This is a genomic window from Streptomyces arenae (genome assembly GCF_022343545.1).
GTDB lineage: Bacteria > Actinomycetota > Actinomycetes > Streptomycetales > Streptomycetaceae > Streptomyces > Streptomyces humi.
In genome coordinates this window covers 69,966-95,656 of record NZ_JAKQYH010000066.1, presented here as the reverse complement: position 1 = coordinate 95,656, position 25,691 = coordinate 69,966, and the positions used below count along the sequence as shown (strand labels likewise).

The window sequence follows — 25,691 nt, the reverse complement described above, 5'->3', positions numbered from 1 at the left end:
CGGGCCGCCGCGGTCGCGCAGGCCGCCGCCTGCCGCTCCAGCGCGGCGCCGCTGCGACCGGGCGTCCCGGCGCAGCCGTCCAGAGTGGCGGCGGCGCCGCGCAGGCGCCGCGCGTAGCCGTCCATGCGGTCGGCGTCGGCTCTCAGGTCCGTGACGTACGCGAGGAGTTCGGGAGCGGTCGGGACGGATTCGGTCGCCATGCGGGGTCACCTGTGCTCGGAGGGACGGCTAGCGCGGCAGCACCGCGCCCGCGCTGCGGTGGGCCATGAACCGGGGGCTCGTCAGGGCGAACCCGGGCCGTACGGCGTCCAGTTCGAGGATCTGGAGCTGCCGGGCGAGCGGCCCGTGGGCGCCGTCGAGCCGGAGCCGCACCCGCGGTCGGGCATGGGCGTGCGGCTGTCCGCGGGCACGGACCAGGGTGCGGACGGTGCTCTCGCCGCGGCGGCCGTAGAGCACCCAGTCCGCCTCGGGACAGCGCACACCGGGCCCCGGGCGGCCCTCGACGGACAGGCCCAGTTCCGGTGCCCGTACGCGTAGTTCGCGCCCTTCCACCCGGACGTCGGCGCTCGCCTGGACGGCCGGCTGGGCCCACACCTCCTCCGCCACCGCCCGCGCCTCCCGGCTTCCGACGGCGAGCGAGACGACGTACCGTCCGGTGCGGCGCAGATCGGCGGGGCGCAGCAGGTCGGCGGCGATGTCGTGGGCGTGCGGCCGCCACGGGTCGTCGACCGGGACGGACAGGGCGAGTTCGGTGTAGGGGCCGAGGGTGGTGCAGCGGTGCTCGTACAGGGAGAGCACGGCGAGGGCGCGGCGGCCGAAGCGGGTGGGGACCAGCCAGGCGACGTCGGGCAGCAGGGTGCGGGCCACGTCGGGATCGACCGGGTAGCACAGGTGGACGGCGGAGGAGTCGTAGTAGCGGACCGGTACGTCGACCGGGCCGGCCGAGGTCACCAGGCCCGTGGTGGGGACGGTCAGGAAGGGGTGGCCCTCGGGCGGGCGGCCGCGGTCGCCGAGCCGGTAGACGCGGCTGCGTTCGACCCGGCCCCGGTAGGGGGTGAGGGCGCGGTCGATGTCCACGCGCGCCTGCGGGACCACCGTCTCCAGGTGCTCCAGGTAGCCGCTGAGCAGGTGGCAGAGCGGGAACTCGCGGGTGGGGCCGGTGTAGTCGACCTCGTACCGGTTGGGGTGCGGGGTGCCCGCGGTGCCGGTGCCGCGGCCGTCGAGGACCGGCACGATGTCGTGCCGGTTGGTGACACCGGCGACCCAGGTGCGCGGGTCGGCGGGGCTCCCGCCACCCAGGGGCGCCCCCACGGCGACCACGTGGGTGACCCGGTAGGCGCGGCAGAACTCGTCGTCCCGCGCGAGGTTGAGCAGCGCGATCCCGCCCTCGCCGTGGCCGATCAGCGCGAGGTCGGCGCCGCGCGGGATGCCGTGGTCCCGGACGGCCAGCAGGACGGCGCGGGTGTACGGCGAGTCGGCCATGAACAGGTTGCGCCAGGCGCCGGCGAAGTCCTGGGCGCAGTCGTCGCGGGGGCGGCCGGGGGCCGTGCCGGGCGCCTGGACGACGTAGCGGAGCACGCCGTCGGGACCGCGTACCTCCTGGACGAGGAGCCGGCCGCCGGCGGAGAGGGCGTCGATGTTGCGCAGGAAGCCCAGGAGGGAGCCCTCGGCGGCGAGGCCACGGGCCTCCCGCGCGGTCGGTTCGACGGCCTGGGGCGCTCCCTCCGTCCGGTCCGCGGCGCGGGAGCGGAAGGGGCCGATGCCGTCGCCGGGGCCGGCGGTGAGTCCGTGTCCCGCGGCCAGCGCCCAGGCTGCCTCGTCGTCGCCGGGGTCCTCGGCCAGCAGGCCCCGGACGATCAGCAGTCCGGTCAGGACCGGGGCCAGTCCGCAGAGCGCGCGCTGGGCGTCCGGGTCCTCGAAGAGGGCCCGCAGCGCGCGGACGGCCGCCTCGTCGTCGGCGTCGACGGCGTCCGTCAGCCGCCGCACGCCCGGGTCGTGCGCGAACTCGGGGTGGTCGAGCAGGAGTGCGGCGAGCCGCAGCCGCAGCGAGGTCACCGCCACCAGCGCGGCCAGGCTCTGGCGGCCGAGCAGTTGCCCGGCCGCGCCGAGCAGCCGGCCCATGCCGTCCGGGGCCACGACCGCCGAACCACCTAGGCCCTGCTTGTCGGTGAGCGCCCGCAGCAGTGCCCACCGGGCCGCGCAGCCGGTACGCGGGTGGCGGCGGGCGGCGGCGGTCAGCGCCGGGGCGAACAGGACGGAGCTGGTCCGCGCGGAGACCTCGCGGATGCCCTCGGCGACGTCCACGACGTCACGGGCGCACGCCCGCAGCGCTTCCGCCGCGGGCGGCCCGTCGGCATGGCGATGCGCTGCCATCCGACGCTCCCTCGGATCGACGACAGCCCCTCGTCCCATCCTGGTCCCGAGCCCCGCCCCCCGCACCTTCGCCCGTCCGGCCGAGGCCGGCCCCACGTGCACACGCACCCGTCCCGGCCCGCAGTACGCCATGGCCCCGGCCCACGGAGCCGCTGCGGGCCGGGGCCGGCGGGGAGGCCCACACCAAGCGTGGCGGAGTGCCACCGGACAGGAAGCCCTCACGCCGAATCCCGTCCGGTGCCGCCCGGTACAGAACCCGCGTCACGAGCGAGGGCATGCCGTCCAGTGCCGGCGCGCGGGAACCGGTGCGGTGCCGCCGGGTGGAAGCCACGCGCCGGACAAGGGCGGTGCCGTCCGGTCGGGGCCGTGGGGGTGGGTGGTCAGGTGGGCGGGGTGAGGCCGGCCGCGAGGGTCGCTCCCAGTTCCCAGCATGCTTCGAGGTCGGCCTTGGACGGCTCGCCGGTCACCGTGACCGGTTCGGCGGCCCTGCGCCAGTCGAGGCCGGTGGTGATGGTGTCGAGGGCTCGCAGGGCGCCGGTGACGTCGTTGCCGCCGTGCACGTAGGCACCGAACGGACGGCCGCGCGTCCCGTCCAGACACGGGTAGTAGATCTGGTCGAAGAAGTGCTTGAGGGCGCCGGAGAGATAACCGAGGTTGGCCGGGGTGCCGAGCAGGTATCCGTCGGCCGCCAGCACGTCGGAGGCGGTGGCGGACAGGGCTGCCCGCCGTACCACCCGCACCCCCTCGATCTCCGGGGTGGTCGCCCCGGAGACCACGGCCTCGAACATGGCCTGGCAGTGCGGCGAAGGGGTGTGATGGACGATCAGCAAGGTGGGCACAACGGCACCCTGCCCTGTGCCGCCCGCCGACGGCAAACGGCGGCGGGCGGGGGTGAGCCCCGGGGCGCGGGGGTGAGCGGGAACGGGCTCAGGGGCGGCTCACGGCTGTGCGGACATCGTCCGGCAGTTGGAGCCGGCCGGTATGCCGGAGAGCCGGGCCGTCAGCCAGGCGACGGCGCTCCCCTGGTCGGTGAGCAGGGGCGCCAGATGGTTGAGCAGGGCGCGGCCCGCGTCCGGCAGGACGACCGGCACATAGGTGACGTCCGCGCCCTCGCCGCACCAGTCGACGGCGAGCTGCCGGGCCTGCGCGTGCGGTACGAGGTCGTCGCTGACGCCGGTCGCGAGCCGTACCGGGCTCGCCGGCGCCGTCCTGCCGATGCGCTGCTCGTTCAGGAAGGCCTGGAGCGCCGGCTCCTCGGCGATGACCTCGGAGATGGAGCTGCCGTCGTCGGTCCAGGCGGTGCTGTGCTGGGAGCCGTAGGCGAAAAGCGCGTCCCCGACGCACATCGTCGACAGGTCGGTGAGCGCGGCCCGGCCCGCCGTCCCGAGATGGGCGTCGACGATCGGCTTCAGCTCCGGGTCGGACTGGACGAACCCGTTCACCGCCCAGCCGAGCGCGCCGGCCAGGTCGCTGCCGTCGATGGCCGCGGTGACGGCGGTGAGGTCGGCGGGCGGCGCCCCGGCGTAGCTGCCGGCGAGGGTGACGTCCGGGGCGTAGTCCGGCTGGAGTTCGGCGGCCGCGGCGGTGGCGCCACCGCCCTGGCTGTAGCCGAACAGACCCACGCGCGAGGCGGTGGTCACGGAGGCGCCCGGCACCTTCCGGGCGGCCCGTACGGCGTCCAGGACGGCGTGGGCGCCGTCCAGCCGGTTGACGTAGGTGTGCAGCCGGTCGGTCGCGCCGAGCCCGACGTAGTCGGTGACGACGACCGCGACGCCCTCGGCGAGCAGCCGGTAGACCGCCAGGTCCTCGTAACCGACGGACACCGTCCGGCCGTTGAGGAGCAGCGGGTACTGGAGGCCCATGGAGGCGGCGCACTGGTCGCCCTGCCCCATGGTGCCGGGGGCCAGGGCCACCAGCGGGCGGGCGCCGGGGCCGAGCCAGGGCAGCGTCGGCTCGATGTAGGCGCCGGTGACCGCGACGGGTTCACCGGCGGAGTCGGTGGACTTGTACATCAGCCTGGTCGCGGTGCCCGGCAGGGGTCCGGGCAGGCTGGGCAGGCTGAGGGCGAGCGGGAGGGGCGCGGTGCGGACGAGCGCGCCGTCGGCCGTGGGGAGGCCGGCGGGCGGGTCGTAGAAGGCCGGGATGGTGACACCCCGGGAGACCTCCGCCTGGGAGACCGTGGCCTGTGCTGTCTGAAGACAGAGGCAGGCGGCGGCGGTGACGGCGGTGGCCAGCAGACGTACGCGGACAGGCATGGGGAGCCTCCTGGACGTACTGGACGTGGGAGGTGGAGCGGACGTCCCCGGAGCGGCCGACGGGGCGGGTACCTATTACCCGACGGTAACGAGCGATGAGTTACCGCGGGTAGCAGCTGTTTGGTTACGTTTCAGTAATATGACGGACGGTCAACGCCCCTGTTACCGAGCGGCGTTGTCGGCGCCCCCCGTTACAGTGCCCGCCTGGGATGCCGGAGGGGGAGGCCGTGGAGAACATCGGAGCAAGAGCCGCGCTGCTCGCGCTGGTCGCCGGGCTGCTGACGGGGTGCGGCGCGGCGCCGCGCCCGACCGACGTCACGGCCTCGGGGCACGGGTCGAGCGGGGTGGCCGGCAGCGCCGGGACGATCGGCAGCGCCGGGACGATCGGCCGCGCCGGGTCGGCCTGTGTCCTGCCGGTGACGTTCGACATCGCCACGGGGTGGGAGGCCGAGGCCGTCGACGGTCTGGCCGCCGTGGCGTCGGGCGGCGTCGACGGGGACACCGTGGACAGCCTGCTGCGGCAGGGCCCGGTGACCCTCGTCTGCGAGATCGACGCCAAGCCCGCCGGGGCCGTCGGCTTCCTGCGGGTGTCGACCGGGAAGCCGGGCAGCGGGGACGCCCGCGCGGTGCTGCGGGCGTTCGTGGCCGCCGAGGGGGCCACCTCCCGGGCCGCGTACCGGACCTTCAGCGCGGGCGGCCTCTCAGGGGTCCGGGTCGACTACGTCCACTCCAGTGAACTCCTCGGCGAGCGCACGAAGGAGTCGGCCCTGGCCGTGGTCACGTCCCGGGGGCCCGTCGTACTGCACCTGGGCGGGCTCGACAGCGCGGAGCACGACGAGATGCTCCCCGCGTTCGAGCTCGCCCAGGGCACACTGCGTTCCTCGTAGGGGTAGGTGCGTTCCTCGTAGGGGTAGGCGGTCAGGCCTCGTAGGCGTCAGGCGGTCAGGCGGAGGTCCGCCGGGTGCGCCACAGCAGCACGGCCCCGCCGGCCAGCAGCAGCGCACCGAGAGCCGCGGGCCAGAGGTCGGCACCGGTCTCGGCGAGGCCGCCCTGGACGGCCTGGGGCTGGGTCTGGGGCTGGGTCTGGGGTTCGGTCCCCGGCGCGGTGGCCGTCTCCTGGCCCGCCGGGGCGGCCGCGGTCGCCGACGGGGTCGTGGTCTCGGGCCGCTGCGTGGGCTTGCTGATGACACCGCCGGCCGACTTCTTGGGCGACGCGGTCTCGTAGACCCTCGGCAGGCCGGTGGAGCCGGCCGGAGCGGTGGTCTCCGTCGCCGGGGTGCCGGCCGGCGGCTCGGAGGGCTCCTCGCCCCCGGCACCGGCGGGCTCGGAGGGCTCGGAACTCGCCGGCTCGGACGGCTGCGCGGGCTCCGACGGCTGCGCGGGCTCCGACGGTTCCGAGCTCGCCGGCTCGGACGGCGGGGTGGCCGGGTTGCCGGTCTCGCTCGGGGCGGGCTCGGGGCTCTGGGACGGCGGCTGCTCGGCGGCCCCCGCGCCGCAGGTGCGGCCGGAGTTGATGCAGTCGACCATCTTCCGCATCAGGCCCTCGTCGAAGACGTTGATAAAGTCGCCGTGGTCGGTGACCGGCTTGTGCAGCTGCTCGGGGAACGAGTCCACCGCGAACAGCGGGACCGTACGGCCACCGTCCTGGAGGCTCGGCGCGTCCACGTCGTAGACGATGCGCTGCACCAGTTGCGGGATGGCCTTGAAGCCGTTCGGGCAGCTGCCGTCGGCGGCCTCGAAGGCCACGTGGGTGCGGTGGTTGGCGCTGTCGATGTTCCGGCCGTCCCAGCAGCTCTGGAACCTGAACGTGCGCACGACGTCACTGCCCTGGGGGCAGAGCGGGTACTTGTCCTTAAGCTGCCGGTCCTCGAAACCGGTGCAGCTCCAGGAGGCGTTGGCGTTGCCCGGACCGTTGACGAAGGCCTTGGCGTCGCCGGTGATGATGCGCAGCAGCCGCGGCATCTCGGTGACCTTGGAGGTGGGGTTGCCCTCGAAGGTCAGCGTGACCTGCTTCGCCGTGACGATCTGTCCGGCGTTGCCCTCCGTGCCACCGCCCGGCTTGTCGGCGTCCCGCTCCTGCTTGCCGTTCTGGAGCCGGAGCACGGGCCAGTAGTACGTGGACTTGTCACCCTTGTCCGCGCAGCTGGTGTCGGCGTTCGCGAGGTCCTGGTCGCTGGCGAAGGCGTTGTTGGACTGGTTGCCGATGTAGTCGTGGAAGTGGTGGGCACCGTTGGAGACCCCGGGCGCGACGATCACGTTGTCCGAGTTGAACAGGCCGTTCGCGTTGACGCCGCAGCTGGAGGCGAAGGTGCCGGTGGAGCCGCCGGACTGCTCGGCCGGGTTCTTCGCGTCGGGCTGGACGGTGGTGATGTCCACGTAGTCGGCCGCCACCGGTCCGTTGCCGCCCTGACCGCCGGCGCCCGTGCCGGTGCCGGCGCTCTGGCTCGGCGAGGCGCTGCTCCCGTTGCCCGCGCCGCCATTGTCCTGAGGCGGCGTCGACTGCCCGCCGCCCTGGTCCGTCGAGCGCAGGGTGCAGGCGGCGAGGTCGTCGAGGCCCTGCGGCCGGTCGCCCTCGCGGTCGATGGCGTCGCCGATGCGCCGCAGCGTCCCGGACCGCTGCTCCTTGAGCGGGTTCATGATCGTCTGGTCGGCGAGTTCCGGGTTCTGCCGGATCGCCTCGGCCGAGTCCTTGAGTTGCTGGTACGCGCCCGCGATCTGCTTGTCCAGCTCGGCGAGTTCGCCGTCGACCTCGGCGCGGGCCCCGTCGGGCACGTCCGTCAGCCGGCTGCCGACGTCGGGGCAGTAGACCGTGGGCGCGGACAGCACCTGGGCGGTCTGGCCATGTGCTGACTGGTCCCAGCCGCCCTCGGTGGCCGAGGCGTAGACGTTCACCGCGACCAGGCCTCCCCCGCCGAGCATGAGGGCGACCGCTGCGAAGGTCGCGCGTCGTGCGCCGGTCGGGCGTCTGCGCCTGTTGCGTCTCAAGGTCGAACTCACGGTCATACCCCTGCGTGGTCGTGGGCGGCCGGGCATGGAAATCCCCCGCCCCATACGGACCGCGGCACAACCGTGTTCAACAGCACCAGAAATTCACGGCGACCTCACAGAAAGAGGCCTCCCGGGTGACTGTCCGGACACGGAGCGCAACCGGAGGAAGGACAGGACCACCGGCACAATTCTCACTTTTCGTGCGAAACTGGTTCGAAACCGGCGGGGAGGTGGCCCGGTCATGATCGATGCGGAGATCGACTACGCGACGGTCTTCCAGCACCTGCCCGGGATGGTGGCACTGCTGACCCCCGACCTGGTGTACGCGGACGCCAACGCGGAGTTCCTGCGCATGGCCGGACGCAGGCGCGAGGACGTGGTCGGCCGGTACCTGTTCGACGTGTTCCCCGACAACCCCGACGACTCCGCCGCCACCGGCATGCGCAATCTGGAGTGCTCACTGCGCCGGGTCCTCGCCACCGGGGAGCGGGACACGATGGCCCTCCAGCGGTACGACGTGCAGGACACCGACCGGCCCGGGCACTGGGACGAGCGCTACTGGAGCCCGGTGAACGTCCCGATCCTGGACCCGGACGGCAAGGTCGTCCTGCTGGTGCACCGGGTCGAGGAGGTCACCGAGCTGATCCGGGCCCGCCGGGCCGCGGGTGACGGGCAGGCGCAGCTCCTGGAGGGCGAACTGTACCGGCGCGCGGGCGAGTTGCAGGAGGTCAACGAACGGTTGCGGCAGGCGCACGCCCAGGAACGCCAGGTGGCCGTCGCCCTCCAGGAGGCGATGCTCCCCGCACCGGGGCGGCTGGGGCGGCACCGGGCGGCCGTGCGCTACCGGCCCTCGACGGGCGGGCTGAACGTGTGCGGCGACTGGTACGACCTGGTCGACCTGGTGGGCGGCGACCGCGTCGGCGTCTCGGTGGGCGACGTGGTCGGCCACGGGCTCGCGGCGGCCTGTGTGATGGGGCAGTTGCGCAGCGCCCTGACGGCGGCCTCCCGGGTCGCCGCCGGCCCGGCCCAGGCACTCGACGTGCTGGGCCGGTACGCGCACGTGGTGGACGGCGCCGAGTCGGCCACGGCGGTCACGGCGTTCGTCGACTTCTCCCGGCACACGGTCACCTACAGCAGCGCCGGACACCCGCCGCCCGCCCTGCTGCACACCGACGGCGGGGTGGAGTTCCTCGACCGGGCCACCGATCCCCCGCTCGACGCCCGGCCCGACCCGATGCCACGCCCCCAGTCCGTCACCACGTTCGAGGACGGCGCGACGCTCGTCCTCTATACCGACGGACTGATCGAGCGGCGCCGCGAGGACATCGACACCGGGCTGTGCCGGCTCGCCCGATCGCTCACCGCGCACCGCGAGTCGAACCCGGAGGACCTCGCCGACGCCGTGCTGCGGGAACTGCTGGCACCGGAGGGGGCCACCGACGACACCGCCCTGGTGGTCGTCCGGCTGTGATCGGTCAACGCCCGAACTCCCGTCCCTCACAGTCACGTTCCGAGCAGTACGACGAACATCACAAATACGTATCGGACATTACGCACGTCAACCTTCACACGAGTGACACAAGTTGGCTAAGTTGACGTTTAAGCCGCTCGGCTCCCCCCGGCGAATCCCGTCGGGCCGCGCGGCCTCCGCCGAGTCCGGGCCTCACGAGGCGAATCCGGAGCCGGGGACCCAACCGACCACTGGGGTGAATCGGCCGGCTGCTCGCGAGGGCAGCGGCCGTAGGGCATACCTTCCGGATTCCGTTCCACGCCCGAACCCGACAGCTAACCCGGTAGGCGGAGTACGGAAGGAGCACGACCCCCATGGCGTCCGAGAGCCGTGACGAGGTTCGACAGCGGATCAACAGCCTCTACGACCGGGCCGAGAACGCCACCGGGAACTACAACGCCACACGCGCGATGAACGGGGGGTCCCGGTCACGCGGTGTCCCGCTGTTCAAGCGGACGCGCCGCGACGACCCGGGCCTCGACAACATCGCCCGGGAGTGGTTCGAGGGGGCCCGCGCGAAGCTGGGGCCGAGCGTTCCGGCCGCGCTGCCGACCGACCGGATGCCCGACCGTTCGGGCCCGCGACGGCCCGTCAGCGCGATGGCCGCCGACCTGCTCAGCCAGCTGGAGGGCGGCGGCCCGGCCCGGCCCGCGCTGCCCGCGGGGCCGTCCGGGCAGAGTGACGTCGAGGTCGTCCGCGAACTCCCGGCGGAGCGCCCGAAGCTGGAGCTGACGGCGGGATCCGCCGCGGCGCCCGAAGCCCCGGCCGTCCGGCCCGGTCCCGTTCCGCAGCCCGCCCAGGAGGCCGGGAACCCGTGGCCCGTGCCCGAGGCACAGGTCCCGGCGCAGGAGTGGCAGACGGGCATCGGTGGCATCCCCGCCCAGCGCACGGACTCCGGCGTCCTGGCCGCCACGGGTGTGCTGCCGGCGATGAACGCGCCGGACACCGGCGCGTTCCCCGCCGTGCCCCCGACGGACACCGGCTCCTTCCGCGTCATGACCCCGGGCGCGGGCGCGGCGGCCCAGGCCATGCCCCCGACCGCGGACACCGGCGGCTACCGCGTCATGACCCCGGGCGCCACGGACCCGATGACGGACAGCGGCGCCTTCCGCATCATGACGCCGGGCGCCACCGGCACCTTCCCGGCCGTGACACCGATGGACCCGGGCCCGGCCACGGCCCCGGCACCGGCGGACACCGGCTCCTTCCGCATCATGACGCCGGGTGCCACGGGGACCTTCCCGATGCCGTCCGGGACCGACTCGGGCGCCATGCCGACCGCCGCACCCGCCGGCACCGGCACCTTCCCCACCGCCGCACCGGTCGGCACCGGCACCTTCCCCACCGCCGCGCCCATGAACACGGGCGCCTTCCCGACGGCCGCGCCCGCGCCGGCACCGGTGGACACCGGCGCGTTCCAGGCCATGTCGCCGGATGCCGCCGCGTACGCCGCCGCCTACGCCGCGCAACCGGCCCCCGAGGGCTATGCCTACCCCGCCGGCTCCTACGAGACGGCGATCGCCGCCCCCACCGCGGTGATGCCCGCCGTACCGCCGGCCGCCCCCGGTACGGGTGCCTACGCCGCGGCACCCATGGCACCCATGGCCGAGACGGGCATGGGCGCCTACGGCGCCGGCCTGGCGCCCGGGGCGACCGCCTACGCCGCCGCGGCGGCGATGACCGCACCCCAGGCACCGATGCCCGCACCGATGCCACCGGCCCAGCCCGCGATGGCCGCGCCCCCCATGACGATGGCCGGCGCTCCCATGGCGATGACACCGCCCACCGCGATGACCACCGCGCCGATGGCGATGGCCACGTCCGCCGCACCGATGGGCGCCGCCCCCATGGCGATGCCCGCGCCCGCGATGGAAATGGCCGCGCCCTCCATCGCCATGACCGCACCCCCGATGGAGATGGCCGCGGCTCCCATGGCCATGTCCGCGCCCTCCATCGCCATGACGGCGCCTCCGATGGCCATGGCCGCGCCCCAGATGGAGATGCCCGCGCCCTCCATGGCCATGACGGCGCCTCCCATGACGCTGCCCGCGCCCCCCATGGCCATGACGGCGCCTCCCGTGACGATGGCCGCGCCCCCGATGGAGATGGCCGCGCCCTTGATGGACATGGCCGGTGCGGCTGCCGTCGGCGCCGCTCCGGTTCCTGCCGCTCCTGCGCCGGCGATGGTCGCCGCTCCGGCTGCCGCCGCCTACGCCGACGCCGGGGTCTTCGGCCGGACCGGGGCCGTGGCCGAGCCCGGCAAGGCCATGAAGGCGCTGGAGTTCGCGCGGGCGCAGATCGGGCGGCCGTGTGTCTGGGGGGCGACCGGACCGGAGTCGTACGACTGCTCCAGCCTGACCCAGGCCGCCTGGCGCGCCGCCGGCGTCACGCTGCCGCGCACCGCGGCGGAGCAGACCCTGGCCGGCACCCCGATGACGCTGGCCGCCGTCGAGCCCGGTGACCTGATCTTCTTCTTCGACGACGACAGCCACGTCGGGATCTACGCGGGTGGCGGCACGATGATCCACGCGCCGAGCCCGGGGGCGTCCATCCGCGAGGAGTCGATCTACAACGCCGGGGAGTCCGCGATCCACCGGGTGGTCCGCCCCGCCTGAGCGGGACGGGCCCCGGGGTCAGACCCTCCGCCGCCGCGCGCGCCAGCTCTCGTGGTGGTCCAGGAGGGTCTCCTCGACCGGCCGGTAGACCAGGCCGAGTTCGCGGACGCCGCGGCCGTTGTCGACCCGGAAGCGGATGCCGAGGTGCCGGCGTATGTACTCCTGGCTGAGGCCGAAGAGCGGGCCGAGGACGCGCACCGGCCAGTGCGGGAGCGCGGTGCGCGGCAGCCGCGGGTCCCAGCGGTGCCGGGAGCGGATGATCCGGGCCATGTCGTGGAACGACGTCATCGTCTCGTGGGCGACGATGTAACGGCCCTCGGCCGCCGGGTTCTCCGCGGCCGCGATGTGCGCGTCGGCGACGTCGCGGACGTCGGCGGTGGTGAAGCTGAAGTCCGGGGCGCCGTAGCAGAAGTAGCCCTTGAACAGCTCGTCCAGCAGGAACAGACTGCCGGACTCGGAGGCGGGCGTGAGGGAAGGCCCCAGCACGAGACCGGGGTTGATCGAGACCAGCCGCCAGCGGTCCTGGGCGGCCGCGGCGTCCAGGACGGCGCGTTCGGCGACCGTCTTGGCGTAGTGGTACGGGTTGTTCGCCACCGTGCTGGTCGTGTTGAAGTAGCGCTCCGTCAGCACCTGGCCGGCCATCTCGCGGACGTCGGCGTAGTCACCGAAGACCGTACCGACGGTGGAGGTGAACACCAGGGTCGTCACCTCGGGGGTGCGCGCCACGCTCCCGAGCACGTTGCGGGTGCCGAGCAACGCGGGGTCCACGACGTCCCGTTGCCCGTTCTCGATCCGCTCCGGCATCAGGAAAGGCGAGGCCACGTGGAAGACGGTCGCACAGCCGCGGAACGCCTCGTCGAAGGAGCCGTCCGCCAGCAGGTCGGCCCGGAACAGGGCGAGCCGGCCCGGGAAGGCCTCCTGGAGGTCCCACAGCGGCCGTGCCTTCGCCGGGCCGGAGGCGCCTCGGACGGTGGCGTGGACCCGGTAGCCCCGCTCCAGCAGCCGTCGTACCAGGTGGCTGCCGACGAATCCGCTGCCGCCGGTCACCGCGACCGTCGTGTCCCCGCGTACGTCCACGCTCTCACCCCTCACGCCCCGGGCACACCGCGCCTCGGCGCGCCGCAGGGGACAGGGTGGTGCATGGCGGGCCGGAGGGGAACAGGCGGCGGGCGGGACGGCCGCCGCGCGGCCATAAGGCAGCCTCGCGTGGGTCATAAGATCGGCTTATGAGGTCATAGACCGGACCCGCGTACTAACTTAGGACTGCCTTAGTTTAGGCTTCCCGTTCGAGATCGATTGCCTTCACTCGATCGATTGTCTCCGCTCGAAGGGAACCTGATCATGCCGCGCCCCCTGCGGGTAGCCATCGTCGGTGCCGGCCCGGCCGGGATCTACGCCGCCGACGCCCTGCTCAAGTCCGAGGTGGCCGCCGAGCCCGGCGTGTCCATCGACCTCTTCGAGCGGATGCCCGCCCCGTTCGGCCTGATCCGGTACGGCGTCGCCCCCGACCACCCGCGCATCAAGGGCATCATCACGGCCCTGCACCAGGTGCTGGACAAGCCGCAGATCCGCCTCTTCGGCAACGTGGACTACCCGTCCGACATCAGCCTCGACGACCTGCGCTCCTTCTACGACGCGGTGATCTTCTCGACCGGTGCCACCGCCGACCGCGAGCTGCGGATACCCGGCATCGAGCTGGACGGCTCCTACGGCGCCGCCGACTTCGTCTCCTGGTACGACGGCCACCCCGACGTGCCGCGCACCTGGCCGCTTCAGGCCGAGAAGGTCGCGGTCCTCGGCGTCGGCAACGTGGCCCTGGACGTGGCCCGTATCCTCGCGAAGACCGCGGACGAGTTGCTGCCCACGGAGATCCCGCCGAACGTCCACGACGGCCTGAAGGCCAACAAGGCCCTCGAAGTGCACGTCTTCGGGCGCCGCGGCCCGGCGCAGGCGAAGTTCTCCCCGATGGAGCTGCGGGAGCTGGACCACTCCCCCAACATCGAGGTCATCGTCGACCCCGAGGACATCGACTACGACGCGGGATCGATCGAGACCCGGCGCGGCAACAAGCAGGCCGACATGGTCGCCAAGACCCTGGAGAACTGGGCGATCCGCGACGTCGGTGACCGCCCGCACAAGCTCTTCCTGCACTTCTTCGAGTCCCCGGCGGAGATCCTCGGCGAGGACGGCAAGGTCGTCGGGCTGCGCACCGAGCGCACCGCCCTGGACGGCACCGGCAACGTGAAGGGCACCGGCGAGTTCAAGGACTGGGACGTCACCGCGGTGTACCGCGCCGTCGGCTACCTCTCCGACAAGCTGCCGAAGCTCCCCTGGGACATCGACTCGGGCACCGTCCCGGACGAGGGCGGCCGGGTCATCGAGGAGGGCGGCAACCACCTCCGGTCGACCTATGTGACCGGCTGGATCCGGCGCGGCCCGGTCGGTCTGATCGGCCACACCAAGGGCGACGCCAACGAGACGGTGTCCAACCTGCTGGACGACTACGCGAACGGCCGGCTGGGGACCCCCGAGGCGGCGGCGCCGGAGGCCGTGGACGCGTTCCTGGCCGAGCGCGACGTCCGCTTCACCACCTGGGAGGGCTGGTACCGGCTGGACGCCGCCGAGAAGGCGCTGGGCGAGCCGCAGGGCCGCGAGCGCGTGAAGCTCGTCGAGCGTGAGGACATGCTCCGGGAGAGCGGCGCCTGACGGACCCCGTCAGGGGCCGACGGACCGCGTGAGGGGCGACGGACCGCGTGAGGGGCGACGGACCGCCGTGGCGCCCGCACGGCAGCCGGCGCACCTTCGAGCGGCGAACGGGCCCCGCCCCGAAGCGGATGGGCGGGCGGGCCCCGTTCGCCGCGTCAATTGTGCTGGGCCCGGCGGATCAGGGGCACGGGTGAACCGGCGTCGTACGACGCACACGGTGCACACCCCGGATGCGGGGCGCGCTCCCCGTGCGCGGGCGGCCCCCGCTCTGTTTGACACGCTCCCGAGCGGTGATACTGGAGGCGCACTCCCCTCCCACCAGCAGATTGGCCCATGTCGAACTCCGCCGCCGACCACGCCGCCCTTCCGCAGTCCGTCTGGCCCGCCCGTGGCCGCCACACGGGCCCGGACTCCGAGGAGGTCATCCGCCGGATCCTGCGTCTTCGCAAGGAGACCGGCGCCCTCGACGACTTCGCCGAACCCGCCGTGCCCGAGGACTCCGACCGGCGGGTCTTCGAGGCCCGCTGGCGTGTCGACGACGGCGCGGTCACGGTCCGCGCCCGGCTCACCCTCGTGGCGCACGAGGGCCGGCAGGCCGGGCGGGAGTGGCAGCTGGTCGCCGAGGCCGAGCGGCCCTGGGACGACGGCTGGCCCTCCCCGGCGACGATGTTCTGGCCCGACGGCGACGAGGCCGGTGACGGCGGTGAGGCCGCCTGGGACTACCTTCCGGCCGTCGCCGGTGTGCGGCTGCGCACCGTCAACCCGTTGCCCGCCGACGACAAGGACATGCGCCGGGTCCTGCGCGACGCCGCCAAGGACGCCTGGTGCGTCAACCTCGTGGTGCACGAGGCGATGACGCCCGACACACTCGGCCGCCTCCCGCTGGTACGGCGGCTGCCCCCCGGCCTCGCCCACCGCGTCGTGGAGCACCGGGCCGCGCCCGAGCAGTTCCGGGCCGTCAACTGGGCGCTGCGCGACCTCGGCGCGGAGATCCCGCGCGGCGGTGCGATCCTGCTGCCGCCGGACCCGGCGCCGTCCGGATACGACCCTCAGGAGTACGCGGTGCGCAGCGTGTTCCTGGACGGTTCGGAGCCCACCGAGCTGATCGCGCTGCTGGTCCGGTTCGCCGCCCTGCCCAGGCCCGCGCCGCAGGGCACCGAGGAGGCTCTGTCCGATCTGCGCGACAACTGGACCCTGATGACGCTGGAGGAGCAGCTCGACCGGGAACGCAAGCTCGTCGCGCAGTACTCCGAGGCCCTGGAGGCCATGACCCGGTCACGGGATCTGTACCGCGAGTCGGCCGAACGGGCCCACGAGGCGCTGGCCGCCCTTCGCGACTCCCCCGCCCCCGTCGCCGCACCGGTGCCCCAACCCGCCTCCCCCTTCCAGCAGTTGACCCGCGCCTTCAAGGGCCTGCGGGCGCCCAGGGAGAATCCGGCGCCGGCCGCCGCGGCCGAGGAGGAAACCGGGGGGACAGAGCCGCGGCCGGACCGGTAAACCGGGAAGACGGACCAGTGAGAGGCCCCGGGCGGACCGGGGCCGGACGACAGGACAGCCATGGACACCACCACGACCGTGCTCGTGATCTGCGCGATCGTCGCCGCGGCCCTGCTCGCCGGGGCGGTCGCCGTACTCGTACGGCTGGTCCGCACCCGGCGCACGCTGCGCCGTGCCGGACTGCCGACCGGCTCCCGCTGGGTGTTCTGGGGCGCGGTCCTGTATCTGGTGCTGCCGACCGACCTGCTGCCGGACCCGATCTACCTGGACGACATCGGGGTACTGCTGCTGGCCCTGCGCTCCATGCGCTCGGCGCTGCCCGCGGAGGACCCGGAACTCTGAACCACCCGGGCAACTCCCCGTGCATCAACTCCTCGTGCATCGGTCACCTGGTGCTGCGGCCGGTCTCCTTGGGCTGAGCCGGCGCCCTTCCCGCACGGTGCCTGCCGGCCAGTACCACGACCAGCACGGCCAGGGCGGCGAGCGCCGCCGCGGCCGCCACCGCGCCCGCGGTCCAGGGCGCGACCGGTGCGTCGTCCAGTACGGCGGACAGTCGATGGAGTCCCGCCCCGAAACCACCGGACCGGTGGCCGAACCGGGCGTCCAGTACCGGCCCGGCCGCGAGTACGGCGGCGCCGACCAGCCCGGCCGCGGCCGCCGCCGCCCGGACCGCGGGAATCGTCAGCGCGAAGGCGACGAGCAGGCACAGGCAGGGCACCAGCAGGGCCAGCGGGTGCGCGCCACCCCAGTGGCGCGGGGCATGCGCCATCCCGCACAGCAGGAACACCAGCGCGGCGGTCCAGGCGGTACGGCCGGCCGTCGTACACGGGACGCAGGCATCGGGCCGCTCGGTCTCGTCGTCCACCCCGGCCGCCGCGACCGGCGCCGACGCGGCCGACGCGGCCGACGCGGCCGACTGCGCGGGAGGCTCGTCCGCCTCGGCCGGGGAGGACGACACCGACCGCTCGGGCGGCGCGGACGGCGACGGCGACGCGGCCGAGGCGACCGGCGCCGGCCGGTGGGACGCGGACGTGGCCGCGGTCGGCCCGGACGACGCCGGCCACTCGGACCCGCCGGCCGCACCCGCCGCCTCCTCCGTCCCCTCGGGCGCCGCGCACCACGACGTCAGCGAGGTGAGCGAGGCGGCCGGGAGCGCGCCCCCGCTCGCCGGAGCCGACCCGGGCCGGGTCCCGGTGCGCGCGGCGCGCGCGGTCGCCAGCCGGCCGATGAGCCGGGCCACGTCCTCGACCGGGCGGCCGACGCCGGCCGCCCGGACGGCGGCCCGGCCGCAGTGCGGTTCCAGGGATCCCCGGTGCAGTAGTTCCACGAGCCGTGACACCTCGTCCAGGGGACGGCACTCGGCGGCGGCCCGGATCGCGACGTGGGCGCGGTCGGCGGGCCCGGACTCGGCGGTGAGCAGGGTGACCAGCCGGGTGACCTCCTCGACCGACCGGTTGCGGCCCACCGCACGCAGCACGTCGGTGGTGAGCCCGGCGTGCGCGGGATCGCCTTCCAGGAGCGTGACCAGCTGGACGACGTCCTCCAGGGGGCGGTCGGTGACGACCGTGCGGAGCAGACCGTCGAGCGGGTCGTCGTCGCGGACGGCGGCCTCCGGTGGGTCGTCGGGGCGGACCGGGACCTCGTGCAGGTCGACGCGGGCCTTCGGCGGCGGCGGTGCGGGCGGGACCGCGGCGTCGGAGGGCGGTCCGGAGGGCGGTTTCCCGGCCTCCGTGACGGACGTCCCGGGCACCTCGGACATCCCCGGCACCTCGGATGTCTCGCATGCATCGGACGTATCGGGCATCTCGGATATCCCGGGTACCTCCGATATCCGGGATATCGCCGGGTCCGGGGGACGGTAGGGCGAAGAGCGGGTGATCATGCTCGGCTCCAGGGGGGTGTGGCCGTACCTGGCACCCCATGTACGGCACGCCGCGTTCCCACCATTACCGGGGCCCCGTCCGGGCTCCCGCCACCCGGGTGAGGCATCGGTGTGAGATCGGGAGAACCGTTCACCGATCCGCGCAACGGAGGTGCGTTCGAAGGCCGTGGTGGCGCATTCTTGCTGTGTCACCCACCCGGCGGTGCACGGACGAGGTAGGACCGGATGACTGGGAGCGGCGAGCACGTGGGCCGGGCGCGTGAACGGCTGACCGCGTTGCTGGTCGACGCCTCGACCGGCGCCCTGGGCGCGGCGGACGGCCACGTCGCCGGCGTGTACCTGCGCTCCCGCACCCCCGGCCTGCTGCGGCTCGCCACCCTGGTGGGTCTGCCCGGACCGCTGTTCCGGCCCTGGTGGCGGCTGCACATGGACCGGCCGTTCCCGGTGGCGGACGCCTTCCGGCTCGGGGTGCGGGTGGTCCTGCCCAACGCCACCGAGATGGTCCGCCGCTATCCGCAGTTCGCGGCCGGGCTGCCGTTCCAGTTCGGCTCGGTGTACTCGCCGGTGCCCGGCGCGTCACCCGCCTTCGGGGTGCTCACCGTGCTGCGTCCGGCGACCCCGGACGCCGAGGACGAGCTGCCGGACCTGGACCGGCTGTGCGGTCTCGCCGAGCGTCTGGGCGCCGGGTTGCGCGAGCTGGTGGCCGACGAGGGCGCGGCGGCGGTCGCCTGGGAGGGCGAGCCGGTGTGCGTACGGCCGCCCGCGCGGCGGACCCGGCCGGCCCGGTCCGGCCGTTTCACCTGGGATCCGGAGACCTCGGCGGTACACGCGGACGACCGGCTGCACGCCCTGCTGGGGGTGGCACCGGAGGACTTCGCGGGCACCGGATCCGCGCTGGCCGAGGCGGTCGCGCCCGCCGACGCCCCGCTGGTGCTGGCCGCGCTGCGCGAGACCGCGGCCGGGAAGCCGCCGGAGTCCCCGTTGCTGACGCGGGCCGGGGACGGCACCCCGCGGCTGGTGGAGCTGTGGCCGCCGTCGGGCGCCGGCACCCCGTCCCTGGTCACCGGGATCGTCGTCGACCCCGGGCCGGCCGGGTCCGCCGACTCGGCGGCCGATCCGCTCCCCCAGGGCGTGTTCTGCCTGGACCGCGCGGGACTCGTCCGGTACGTCAACCGGGCCGCCGCCCGGCTCGCGGGCCGGCCGGCCGCCGAGATGCTGGACCGGCCGGTGTGGGAGGTCATGCCGTGGCTGAGCGGCCCGCCGTACGACGACCACTGGCGCGGTGCGCTGCTCGCCCCCGACCCGGTGCACTTCCAGGTCCGCCACCAGGACGCCGGTGAGGGCGACCTGCTCGCCATGTCCCTGCATCCGGGTCCGGACCTGGTCACCTGCACGGTCGTCCCCGCCAACCGGCTGGATCCGGCGGTGCGGCTGCCCTGTCCGCCGGAGCCGGAGCCGGACGCGGTCAGCGGGCCCGGCCGGTCCGGCGGGCCCTCGATGGCGCCGCTTTACCGGCCGATCGCCCTGGCCATCGCGCTGACCGACGCGGTGACCGCCCGGCAGGTGTCGGCGGTGGTGATGCAGGAGCTGCTCCCCGCGTTCGGCGGCCGGCGGCTCGCCATCTACCTGGTCCAGGACCGGCATCTCTTCCTGGCCTGGGAGAGCGGCTTCCCGCCCGGCTTCCTCGCCCCTTTCGACGGGGTCGGTCTGGACGCCCGGATCCCCGGCGTGGAGACCCTGACCACCGGCAGACCGCTGTTCTTCGAGTCCATGCGGCAGCTGGCGGACACCTACCCGGGGCTCGCCCTGGACGCCGACCGGGGCGCCCGCGCCTTCCTGCCGCTGATCGCCTCCGGACGTCCGGTCGGCTCCTGCATCCTCGGCTTCGACGACGAGCGCGGCTTCAGCACCGAGGAGCGCACCGTCCTCATGGCACTCGCGGGTCTGATCGCGCACGCGATGGAGAAGGCCCAGCGCTACGACAGCGAGGCCGCCCTCGCCCGCGGCCTCCAGCAGGCGCTGCTGCCGCGCCGGCTGTCGGCGCATCCCTGGGTGGAGACCGTGGGCCGCTATCTGCCGGGCACCCAGGGCATGGACGTGGGCGGTGACTGGTACGACGTGGTGGAGGCCGGCGACGGGCTCGCGCTGGTCATCGGCGACGTCCAGGGGCACGGTGTGCAGGCCGCCGCCACCATGGGGCAACTGCGGAGCGCCGTACGGGCGTTCGCGCTCGGTGACCGGCCGCCCGACGAGGTGATGAGCGGCACGAACCACCTGCTCATCGACCTCGACCCGGGGCAGTTCGCCAGCTGCTGCTACCTGCGGCTGGACCCGGCCACCGGGCTCGCGCGGGTGGCCAGGGCGGGACATCTGCCGCCGCTGCTGCGTACCCCGGACGGCCGCACCCACGCCCTGGAGATACCCGGCGGTGTCGTCCTCGGCGTGGATCCGCGGGCCCGGTATCCGGTGGCCGAGCTGGAGCTGGCGCCGGAGGCGATCCTCGCCCTGTACACGGACGGGCTGGTGGAGCGGCCCGGCGCCGACATCGACGACGGCATCTCCGCGCTGCGGGTGGCCCTGGCGAAGGCGGGCGCGGCGCACGGGCGGCGCGGCGGCCGGTCGCTCGCCGGGGTGGCCGACCGGCTCACGGCCACGGCCCGGCACGCCGCCGACCGGCCGGACGACGTGGCCCTGCTGCTGGCGGCCCGCCGCCCGCCGCAGTGAGCGGCGAAGTCGCCGTCGCGGCCGGGGCGGACCGCCGGTGGAACGTCGGCGGAACGGGTCGCAGCGGGGCCGGAGCGGGGTATCGGTCCGGTTACCTCATGAGACCCCCTCGCCTCGCGCGGCCGGGCAGTGTAGACATGGGCTCATGGTCCGTCTGCCCGGCCGGCCCGACACACGGCCGCCCCGCTCCGGAAGTCCGCGTGCGCCGCTCACCGAGCGGGAGCAGGGGGTGAGCAGGACGGGACACGTCCGGTCCGCGCTCAGCGGGCGCAGTGTGGCCGGGCAGGTGTTCGTCCTCCAGGTGGTGATCGTGCTGCTGCTGGTCGCGGCCGCCGTGGTGGCGCAGGTGCTCCAGGTGCGCCGAGACAGCAGCAGCGAGGCGCGCAACCGGTCGCTGGCCGTCGCCCAGACCTTCGCCAACGCGCCCGGCACGGCGGCGGCGCTGCGGCTGCCGAACCCCACGACCGTGCTCCAGCCGAAGGCGGAGGCGGCCCGCAAGGCGACCGGCGTGGACTTCATCGTCGTCATGAACACCGAGGGAATCCGGTACACGCATCCCAAACCGGACCGGATCGGCAAGAAGTTCGTCGGGGACATCGGGCCCGCGGTGGCCGGCGGGACCGTCTCCGAGGAGGTGCACGGCACCATCGGGGAGCTGGTGCAGGCGGTGGTGCCGGTCAGGGACGCCGACGGCAAGGTGGTGGGCCTGGTGTCGGCCGGCATCACCACCGCGCACGTGGGTGGCGCCGCCGACCAGCAGCTGCCGCTGCTGCTGACCGCGGCCGGCGTGGCACTGATGCTGGCGCTGGCGGGGACGGCGCTGGTCAGCCGCCGTCTGATGCGTCAGACGCACGGTCTGGGCCCGAACGAGATGACCCGCATGTACGAGCACCACGACGCGGTGCTGCACTCGGTGCGGGAGGGCGTGCTGATCGTCGGCGGCGACGGGCGGCTGATGCTCGCCAACGACGAGGCCCAGCGCCTGCTCGAGCTGCCCGCTGACGCCGAGCACCGGCGTGTCCTGGACCTCGGTCTGGACGGCGACACCGCCGAGTTGATCGCCTCGGGGCGGAGCGCCACCGACGAGGTGCACCGGGTCAAGGACCGCCTGCTGGCCGTCAACCAGCGTCCCATCGAGGTGCGCGGCCGCCCGCCGGGCAGCGTCACCACCCTGCGCGACTCCACCGAGCTGCGGGCCCTGTCCGGCCGCGCCGAAGTGGCACGCGAACGGCTGAACATGCTGTACGACGCCGGGGTGGGCATCGGTACCAGCCTGGACGTCACCCGGACCGCGGAGGAGCTCGCGGAGCTGGCGGTGCCCCGGTTCGCGGACTACGCCACGGTCGACCTGTACGACGCGGTGCTCAAGGGCGAGGAGCCGAAGCCGGGGGACGCGCTGCGCCGGGTGGCGCTCACCGGCGTCCGCAAGGACGCCCCGCTGTACCCGGTCGGCGAACGGTTCCGGTTCGTGGCGTCCTCACCGCAGGCGCGCAGTCTGGACACCGGCGACTCCGTGGTCGAGGCCGTGCTGGGGCAGGCGCCCGGCTGGCGGGCCCAGGACGTGGAGCTGACCGGCCGGATCCTGGAGTTCGGCATCCACTCGCTGATCACCGTGCCGCTGCGGGCCGGGAACCTGGTGCTGGGGCTGGCCAACTTCTGCCGGTCGGAGAAGCCCGCGCCGTTCGACTCCGAGGAGCTGGCCCTCGCCGAGGAGCTGGTGGCCCGCGCCGCCGTCTCCATCGACAACGCCCGCCGCTACACGCGTGAGCACAGCATGGCCGTCACCCTCCAGCGCAGTCTGCTGCCGCGCAGCCTGCCGGAGCAGAGCGCCCTGGACATCGCCTACCGCTATCTGCCGGCGCAGTCGGGGGTCGGCGGCGACTGGTTCGACGTGCTGCCGCTGTCCGGGGCCCGGGTGGCGCTGGTGGTCGGGGACGTGGTGGGGCACGGGCTGCACGCGGCGGCGACCATGGGGCGACTGCGCACCGCTGTGCACAACTTCACCGCCCTCGACCTCCAGCCGGACGAACTCCTCGGACTGCTGGACGAGTTGGTGAGCCGTATCGACCAGGACGAGACGCCTTCGGACGGCATGACCTCCATCACCGGGGCGACCTGCCTGTACGCGATCTACGATCCGGTGTCGCGGCGCTGCACGGTGGCGCGGGCCGGTCATCCGCCGCCGGCGCTGCTCAGGCCCGACGGCAGTGTGGAGTTCCCGGACGTGCCGGCCGGTCCGCCGCTGGGGGTGGGCGGGCTGCCGTTCGAGACGGCCGAGCTGGAGCTGCCCGCGGGCAGCAGGCTGGTGCTGTACACCGACGGGCTGGTCGAGGACCGGCAGCGGGACATCGACGAGGGGCTCGAACTGCTCGCCGGCGCCCTGGAGTCGGCGGCGGACGGCACCCCCGACGAGACCTGTGCGGCCGTGCTGGAACGGCTGCCCGCCCGTCCCAGCGACGACGTGGCACTGCTCGTCGCCCGGACCAGGGCGCTCGGCCCGGACCGGATCGCCGAGTGGCAGGTGCCGGCGGATCCGGCGGCCGTCTCCGAGGTGCGGTCCAAGGTGACCCGTCAGCTGTCGGAGTGGGGCCTGGACGACCTGTCGTTCACCACCGAGCTGATCCTCAGCGAGCTGGTCACCAACGCCATCCGCCACGGCCGCGCCCCCATCGGCGTCCGGCTGCTCCGCGACCGGACGCTGATCTGCGAGGTCTGCGACGCCAGCACCACCTCCCCGCACCTGCGGTACGCGGCGAGCACCGACGAGGGCGGCCGGGGGCTGTTCCTGGTGGCGCAGATCGCCGAGCGCTGGGGCACCCGCTACACGCCCGCGGGCAAGGTCATCTGGGCCGAGCAGCCGGTGCCCTGAGGTCAGCCCAGCGCGCGGTCCAGGTTGAAGGCGGCGCTGATCAGGGCGAGATGGGTGAACGCCTGCGGGAAGTTGCCCTGTTGCTCGCCGGTGCGGCCGATCTCCTCGGCGTACAGGCCGAGGTGGTTGGCGTAGGTGAGCATCTTCTCGAAGGCGAGCCGGGCCTCGTCGACGCGGCCGGCGCGCACCATGGCCTCGACGTACCAGAACGAGCAGATGGAGAAGGTGCCCTCGTCGCCGCGCAGGCCGTCGGGGCTGGCCTGCGGGTCGTAGCGGTAGACGAGGGAGTCGGAGACCAGGTCCTCGGTGAGGGCGTCCAGGGTGGACAGCCACTTGGGGTCGGTCGGGGCGATGAACTTGGCCAGCGGCATCATGAGCAGTGAGGCGTCCAGCACCTGCCCGCCCTCGTACTGGACGAAGGCGCCGCGCCGCTCGGACCAGCCGCGGTCCATGATCCGCCGGTAGATCGTGTCGCGGGCCTGCCGCCAGCGGGGCAGGTCGGCGGGCAGCCCGCGCCGGTTGGCCAGGCGGATCGCCCGCTCGATGGCCACCCAGCACATCAGCCGCGAGTACAGGAAGTTCTTGCGGCCGCCGCGGGTCTCCCAGATGCCCTCGTCGGGCTGGTCCCAGTGGTCGACGACCCAGTCGACGAGGCGGGTGACGTCGTCCCACTGGGCGCTGGAGATGGGCTGCGCCCACTTGTCGTAGAGGTAGATCGAGTCGATGAGGGCGCCGTAGATGTCCAGCTGGAGCTGGCCGGCCGCGTCGTTGCCGACCCGGACCGGGGCCGAGCCGCAGTGGCCCTCCAGGTGCGGGAGGGTGCGTTCGGGCAGGTCGGTCCGGCCGTCGATGCCGTACATGATCTGCAGCGGACCGGAGGCGAACCCGTCCCCCGGGCTGATGTAGGTGGTCACGAAGCTCATGAAGGCGGCGGCCTCGCTGCTGAAGCCGAGCCGCAGCAGGGCGTACACCGCGAAGGCGGCGTCGCGGATCCAGACGTAGCGGTAGTCCCAGTTGCGTTCGCCGCCGAACTGCTCGGGGAGGCTGGTGGTGGGCGCGGCGACGATGGCGCCGGTGGGCGCGTAGGTGAGCAGTTTCAGGGTGAGGGCCGAGCGGTGCACCATCTCGCGCCAGCGGCCCCGGTAGCGGGACTGGTGCAGCCAGCGCCGCCAGTAGCAGACGGTGGTCTCGAACTGCCGCTGGGCCTCGACGCGGGCGCAGCCGCGCGGGGCGATGTGCTCGCCGGCCTGGTCGAGGGCGAAGACGGCGGTCTCGCCCTCGGCGAGTTTGAAGTCGGCGTGGGCGTCCGGGCCGTCGCTCTCCAGGGCCACCGTGGAGGTGAGGGCCAGGGACATGGTGGCGGCCTCGAAGAGCACGGTGTCGCCCAGTATGCGCAGGGTGTGCGGTTCGGCGCCGTAGTCGAAGCGGGGGGCCACCCGGACCCGGAAGGGCACGGTGCCGCGTACGCACACCACCCGGCGGATCAGCCGGTGCCGCTCGCACTCCGCCTGCCCGGCCTCCTCGCCCGTCACCGGCATGAAGTCCTGGACCTCGCCCACCCCCTCGTCGGTGTAGAAGCGGGTGATCAGCACGTTGGTGTCGGGGAAGTAGAACTGCTTGGTCCGGGCCGGTACGGCGGCGGCCAGCGCGAAGAATCCGCCGCGCTCGGCGTCCAGGACCGCGGCGAAGACGCTCGGCGAGTCGAAGGACGGGCTGCAGTACCAGTCGATCGTGCCGTTGCTGCCGACCAGGGCCACGCTGCGCAGGTCGCCGATCAGTCCGTGCTCGGCGATCGGCAGGTAGCGGGGGCTCCCGGGCGCATTCTGGTAGAACGCCTGCTCGGCCATCGTGGCGGCCTCCCCGGAACGGGTGTACGGTCACGTACCAGCTTAAAAGGGATACGTTCCGTTCCGCACCGGCTGCCCGGCCGGGCCGGGGCCCGGATCCGCTCGGGATGCGGGGTGCGGCCATGCGGGCAATGGTGAGAAGGTGCACCCGCTCCGCGAAGGAGAGACCATGTCGACCTCAGAACCCGAAGCGTCCCGGCTGTCCGAGGACCGCGCCACCCCGGACTCCATGCTGCACAGCGCCCCCGGCTCCGGGGTGGTGCCGGAGGACCTGGTGCTGGCGTCGGGCCGGGACGTCACCCCGGCGACGCTGGAGTGGGCCAGGAAGAAGCTGGAGCGCGAGGGCCCGAACTGCATCGAGCGTCTCCTGCCCTGACCGCGGCGACGGCGACGGCGACGGCGACGGGGCGGTGACCGCGAGGCTG

At 74.0% G+C, this 25,691-nt stretch carries 17 protein-coding genes and 1 riboswitch; of the genes, 9 read left to right on the top strand and 8 right to left on the bottom strand.

Annotation, left to right across the window (positions count from 1 at the left end; all coding sequences use genetic code 11):
• The 4 genes from MB828_RS30780 to MB828_RS30765 form a co-directional block, all read right to left on the bottom strand.
• Window positions 1-200: hypothetical protein (locus MB828_RS30780; protein ID WP_301651032.1), on the bottom strand; the 200-nt coding region annotated here is incomplete at its 3' end.
• Between the two features lie 28 nt (window positions 201-228).
• Window positions 229-2,373, bottom strand: coding sequence for an acetoacetate decarboxylase family protein (locus MB828_RS30775; RefSeq protein WP_301651031.1), 2,145 nt, complete (start codon window positions 2,371-2,373; stop codon window positions 229-231).
• A 380-nt stretch (window positions 2,374-2,753) separates the two neighbouring features.
• Entirely contained in the window at window positions 2,754-3,212 is a 459-nt protein-coding gene (locus MB828_RS30770) for a flavodoxin family protein (RefSeq protein WP_301651030.1), read from the bottom strand.
• A 99-nt stretch (window positions 3,213-3,311) separates the two neighbouring features.
• Window positions 3,312-4,628, bottom strand: coding sequence for a lipase family protein (locus tag MB828_RS30765; RefSeq protein ID WP_301651029.1), 1,317 nt, complete (start codon window positions 4,626-4,628; stop codon window positions 3,312-3,314).
• A 227-nt stretch (window positions 4,629-4,855) separates the two neighbouring features.
• Here MB828_RS30765 and MB828_RS30760 point away from each other — a divergent pair, with 227 nt between their 5' ends.
• Window positions 4,856-5,515 (top strand): lipoprotein, encoded by a 660-nt coding sequence (locus tag MB828_RS30760; protein ID WP_301651028.1) that lies wholly within the window; start codon window positions 4,856-4,858, stop codon window positions 5,513-5,515.
• A 55-nt stretch (window positions 5,516-5,570) separates the two neighbouring features.
• Here the strand turns inward: MB828_RS30760 and MB828_RS30755 are convergent, their stop codons facing one another.
• Window positions 5,571-7,613 carry a DUF1996 domain-containing protein gene (locus MB828_RS30755; RefSeq protein ID WP_430381449.1) on the bottom strand — a complete coding sequence of 681 codons (2,043 nt, stop codon included), beginning with the start codon at window positions 7,611-7,613 and terminating at the stop codon, window positions 5,571-5,573.
• Window positions 7,614-7,857: 244 nt separating this feature from the next.
• Here MB828_RS30755 and MB828_RS30750 point away from each other — a divergent pair, with 244 nt between their 5' ends.
• Both MB828_RS30750 and MB828_RS30745 read left to right on the top strand, forming a co-directional pair.
• The gene (locus tag MB828_RS30750) at window positions 7,858-9,087 is read left to right on the top strand and encodes a PP2C family protein-serine/threonine phosphatase (RefSeq protein WP_301651027.1); all 1,230 of its coding nucleotides are present in this window, start codon (window positions 7,858-7,860) and stop codon (window positions 9,085-9,087) included.
• A 187-nt stretch (window positions 9,088-9,274) separates the two neighbouring features.
• Window positions 9,275-9,432: riboswitch (cyclic di-AMP (ydaO/yuaA leader) on the top strand.
• Between the two features lie 8 nt (window positions 9,433-9,440).
• Window positions 9,441-11,741, top strand: coding sequence for a C40 family peptidase (locus MB828_RS30745; RefSeq protein ID WP_301651026.1), 2,301 nt, complete (start codon window positions 9,441-9,443; stop codon window positions 11,739-11,741).
• 18 nt (window positions 11,742-11,759) lie between these two features.
• Here the strand turns inward: MB828_RS30745 and MB828_RS30740 are convergent, their stop codons facing one another.
• The gene (locus MB828_RS30740; protein ID WP_301651025.1) at window positions 11,760-12,818 is read right to left on the bottom strand and encodes an NAD-dependent epimerase/dehydratase family protein; all 1,059 of its coding nucleotides are present in this window, start codon (window positions 12,816-12,818) and stop codon (window positions 11,760-11,762) included.
• A 264-nt stretch (window positions 12,819-13,082) separates the two neighbouring features.
• Here MB828_RS30740 and MB828_RS30735 point away from each other — a divergent pair, with 264 nt between their 5' ends.
• The 3 genes from MB828_RS30735 to MB828_RS30725 all read left to right on the top strand — a co-directional run bounded on the left by MB828_RS30735 (window position 13,083) and on the right by MB828_RS30725 (window position 16,286).
• A complete protein-coding gene (locus tag MB828_RS30735; protein WP_301651024.1) occupies window positions 13,083-14,447 on the top strand; it encodes an FAD-dependent oxidoreductase in 1,365 nt (454 codons plus the stop codon).
• Window positions 14,448-14,780: 333 nt separating this feature from the next.
• The gene (locus MB828_RS30730) at window positions 14,781-15,944 is read left to right on the top strand and encodes a hypothetical protein (protein ID WP_301651023.1); all 1,164 of its coding nucleotides are present in this window, start codon (window positions 14,781-14,783) and stop codon (window positions 15,942-15,944) included.
• A gap of 60 nt (window positions 15,945-16,004) precedes the next feature.
• On the top strand, window positions 16,005-16,286 hold the full coding sequence (locus tag MB828_RS30725; protein WP_046732197.1) for a YkvA family protein: 282 nt from the start codon (window positions 16,005-16,007) through the stop codon (window positions 16,284-16,286).
• A gap of 43 nt (window positions 16,287-16,329) precedes the next feature.
• On the opposite strand, the gene MB828_RS30720 is transcribed toward MB828_RS30725, so the two are convergent.
• On the bottom strand, window positions 16,330-17,703 hold the full coding sequence (locus MB828_RS30720; RefSeq protein WP_301651022.1) for a hypothetical protein: 1,374 nt from the start codon (window positions 17,701-17,703) through the stop codon (window positions 16,330-16,332).
• Between the two features lie 348 nt (window positions 17,704-18,051).
• Here MB828_RS30720 and MB828_RS30715 point away from each other — a divergent pair, with 348 nt between their 5' ends.
• Both MB828_RS30715 and MB828_RS30710 read left to right on the top strand, forming a co-directional pair.
• Window positions 18,052-20,550, top strand: coding sequence for a SpoIIE family protein phosphatase (locus MB828_RS30715; protein WP_301651021.1), 2,499 nt, complete (start codon window positions 18,052-18,054; stop codon window positions 20,548-20,550).
• 145 nt (window positions 20,551-20,695) lie between these two features.
• On the top strand, window positions 20,696-23,419 hold the full coding sequence (locus MB828_RS30710; protein ID WP_301651020.1) for a SpoIIE family protein phosphatase: 2,724 nt from the start codon (window positions 20,696-20,698) through the stop codon (window positions 23,417-23,419).
• 2 nt (window positions 23,420-23,421) lie between these two features.
• On the opposite strand, the gene MB828_RS30705 is transcribed toward MB828_RS30710, so the two are convergent.
• Window positions 23,422-25,266 carry a glycoside hydrolase family 15 protein gene (locus MB828_RS30705; protein ID WP_301651019.1) on the bottom strand — a complete coding sequence of 615 codons (1,845 nt, stop codon included), beginning with the start codon at window positions 25,264-25,266 and terminating at the stop codon, window positions 23,422-23,424.
• A 169-nt stretch (window positions 25,267-25,435) separates the two neighbouring features.
• On the opposite strand from MB828_RS30705, the gene MB828_RS30700 reads away from it, so the two are divergent.
• Window positions 25,436-25,642, top strand: coding sequence for a hypothetical protein (locus tag MB828_RS30700; protein ID WP_301651018.1), 207 nt, complete (start codon window positions 25,436-25,438; stop codon window positions 25,640-25,642).
• Window positions 25,643-25,691 lie beyond the last annotated feature (49 nt).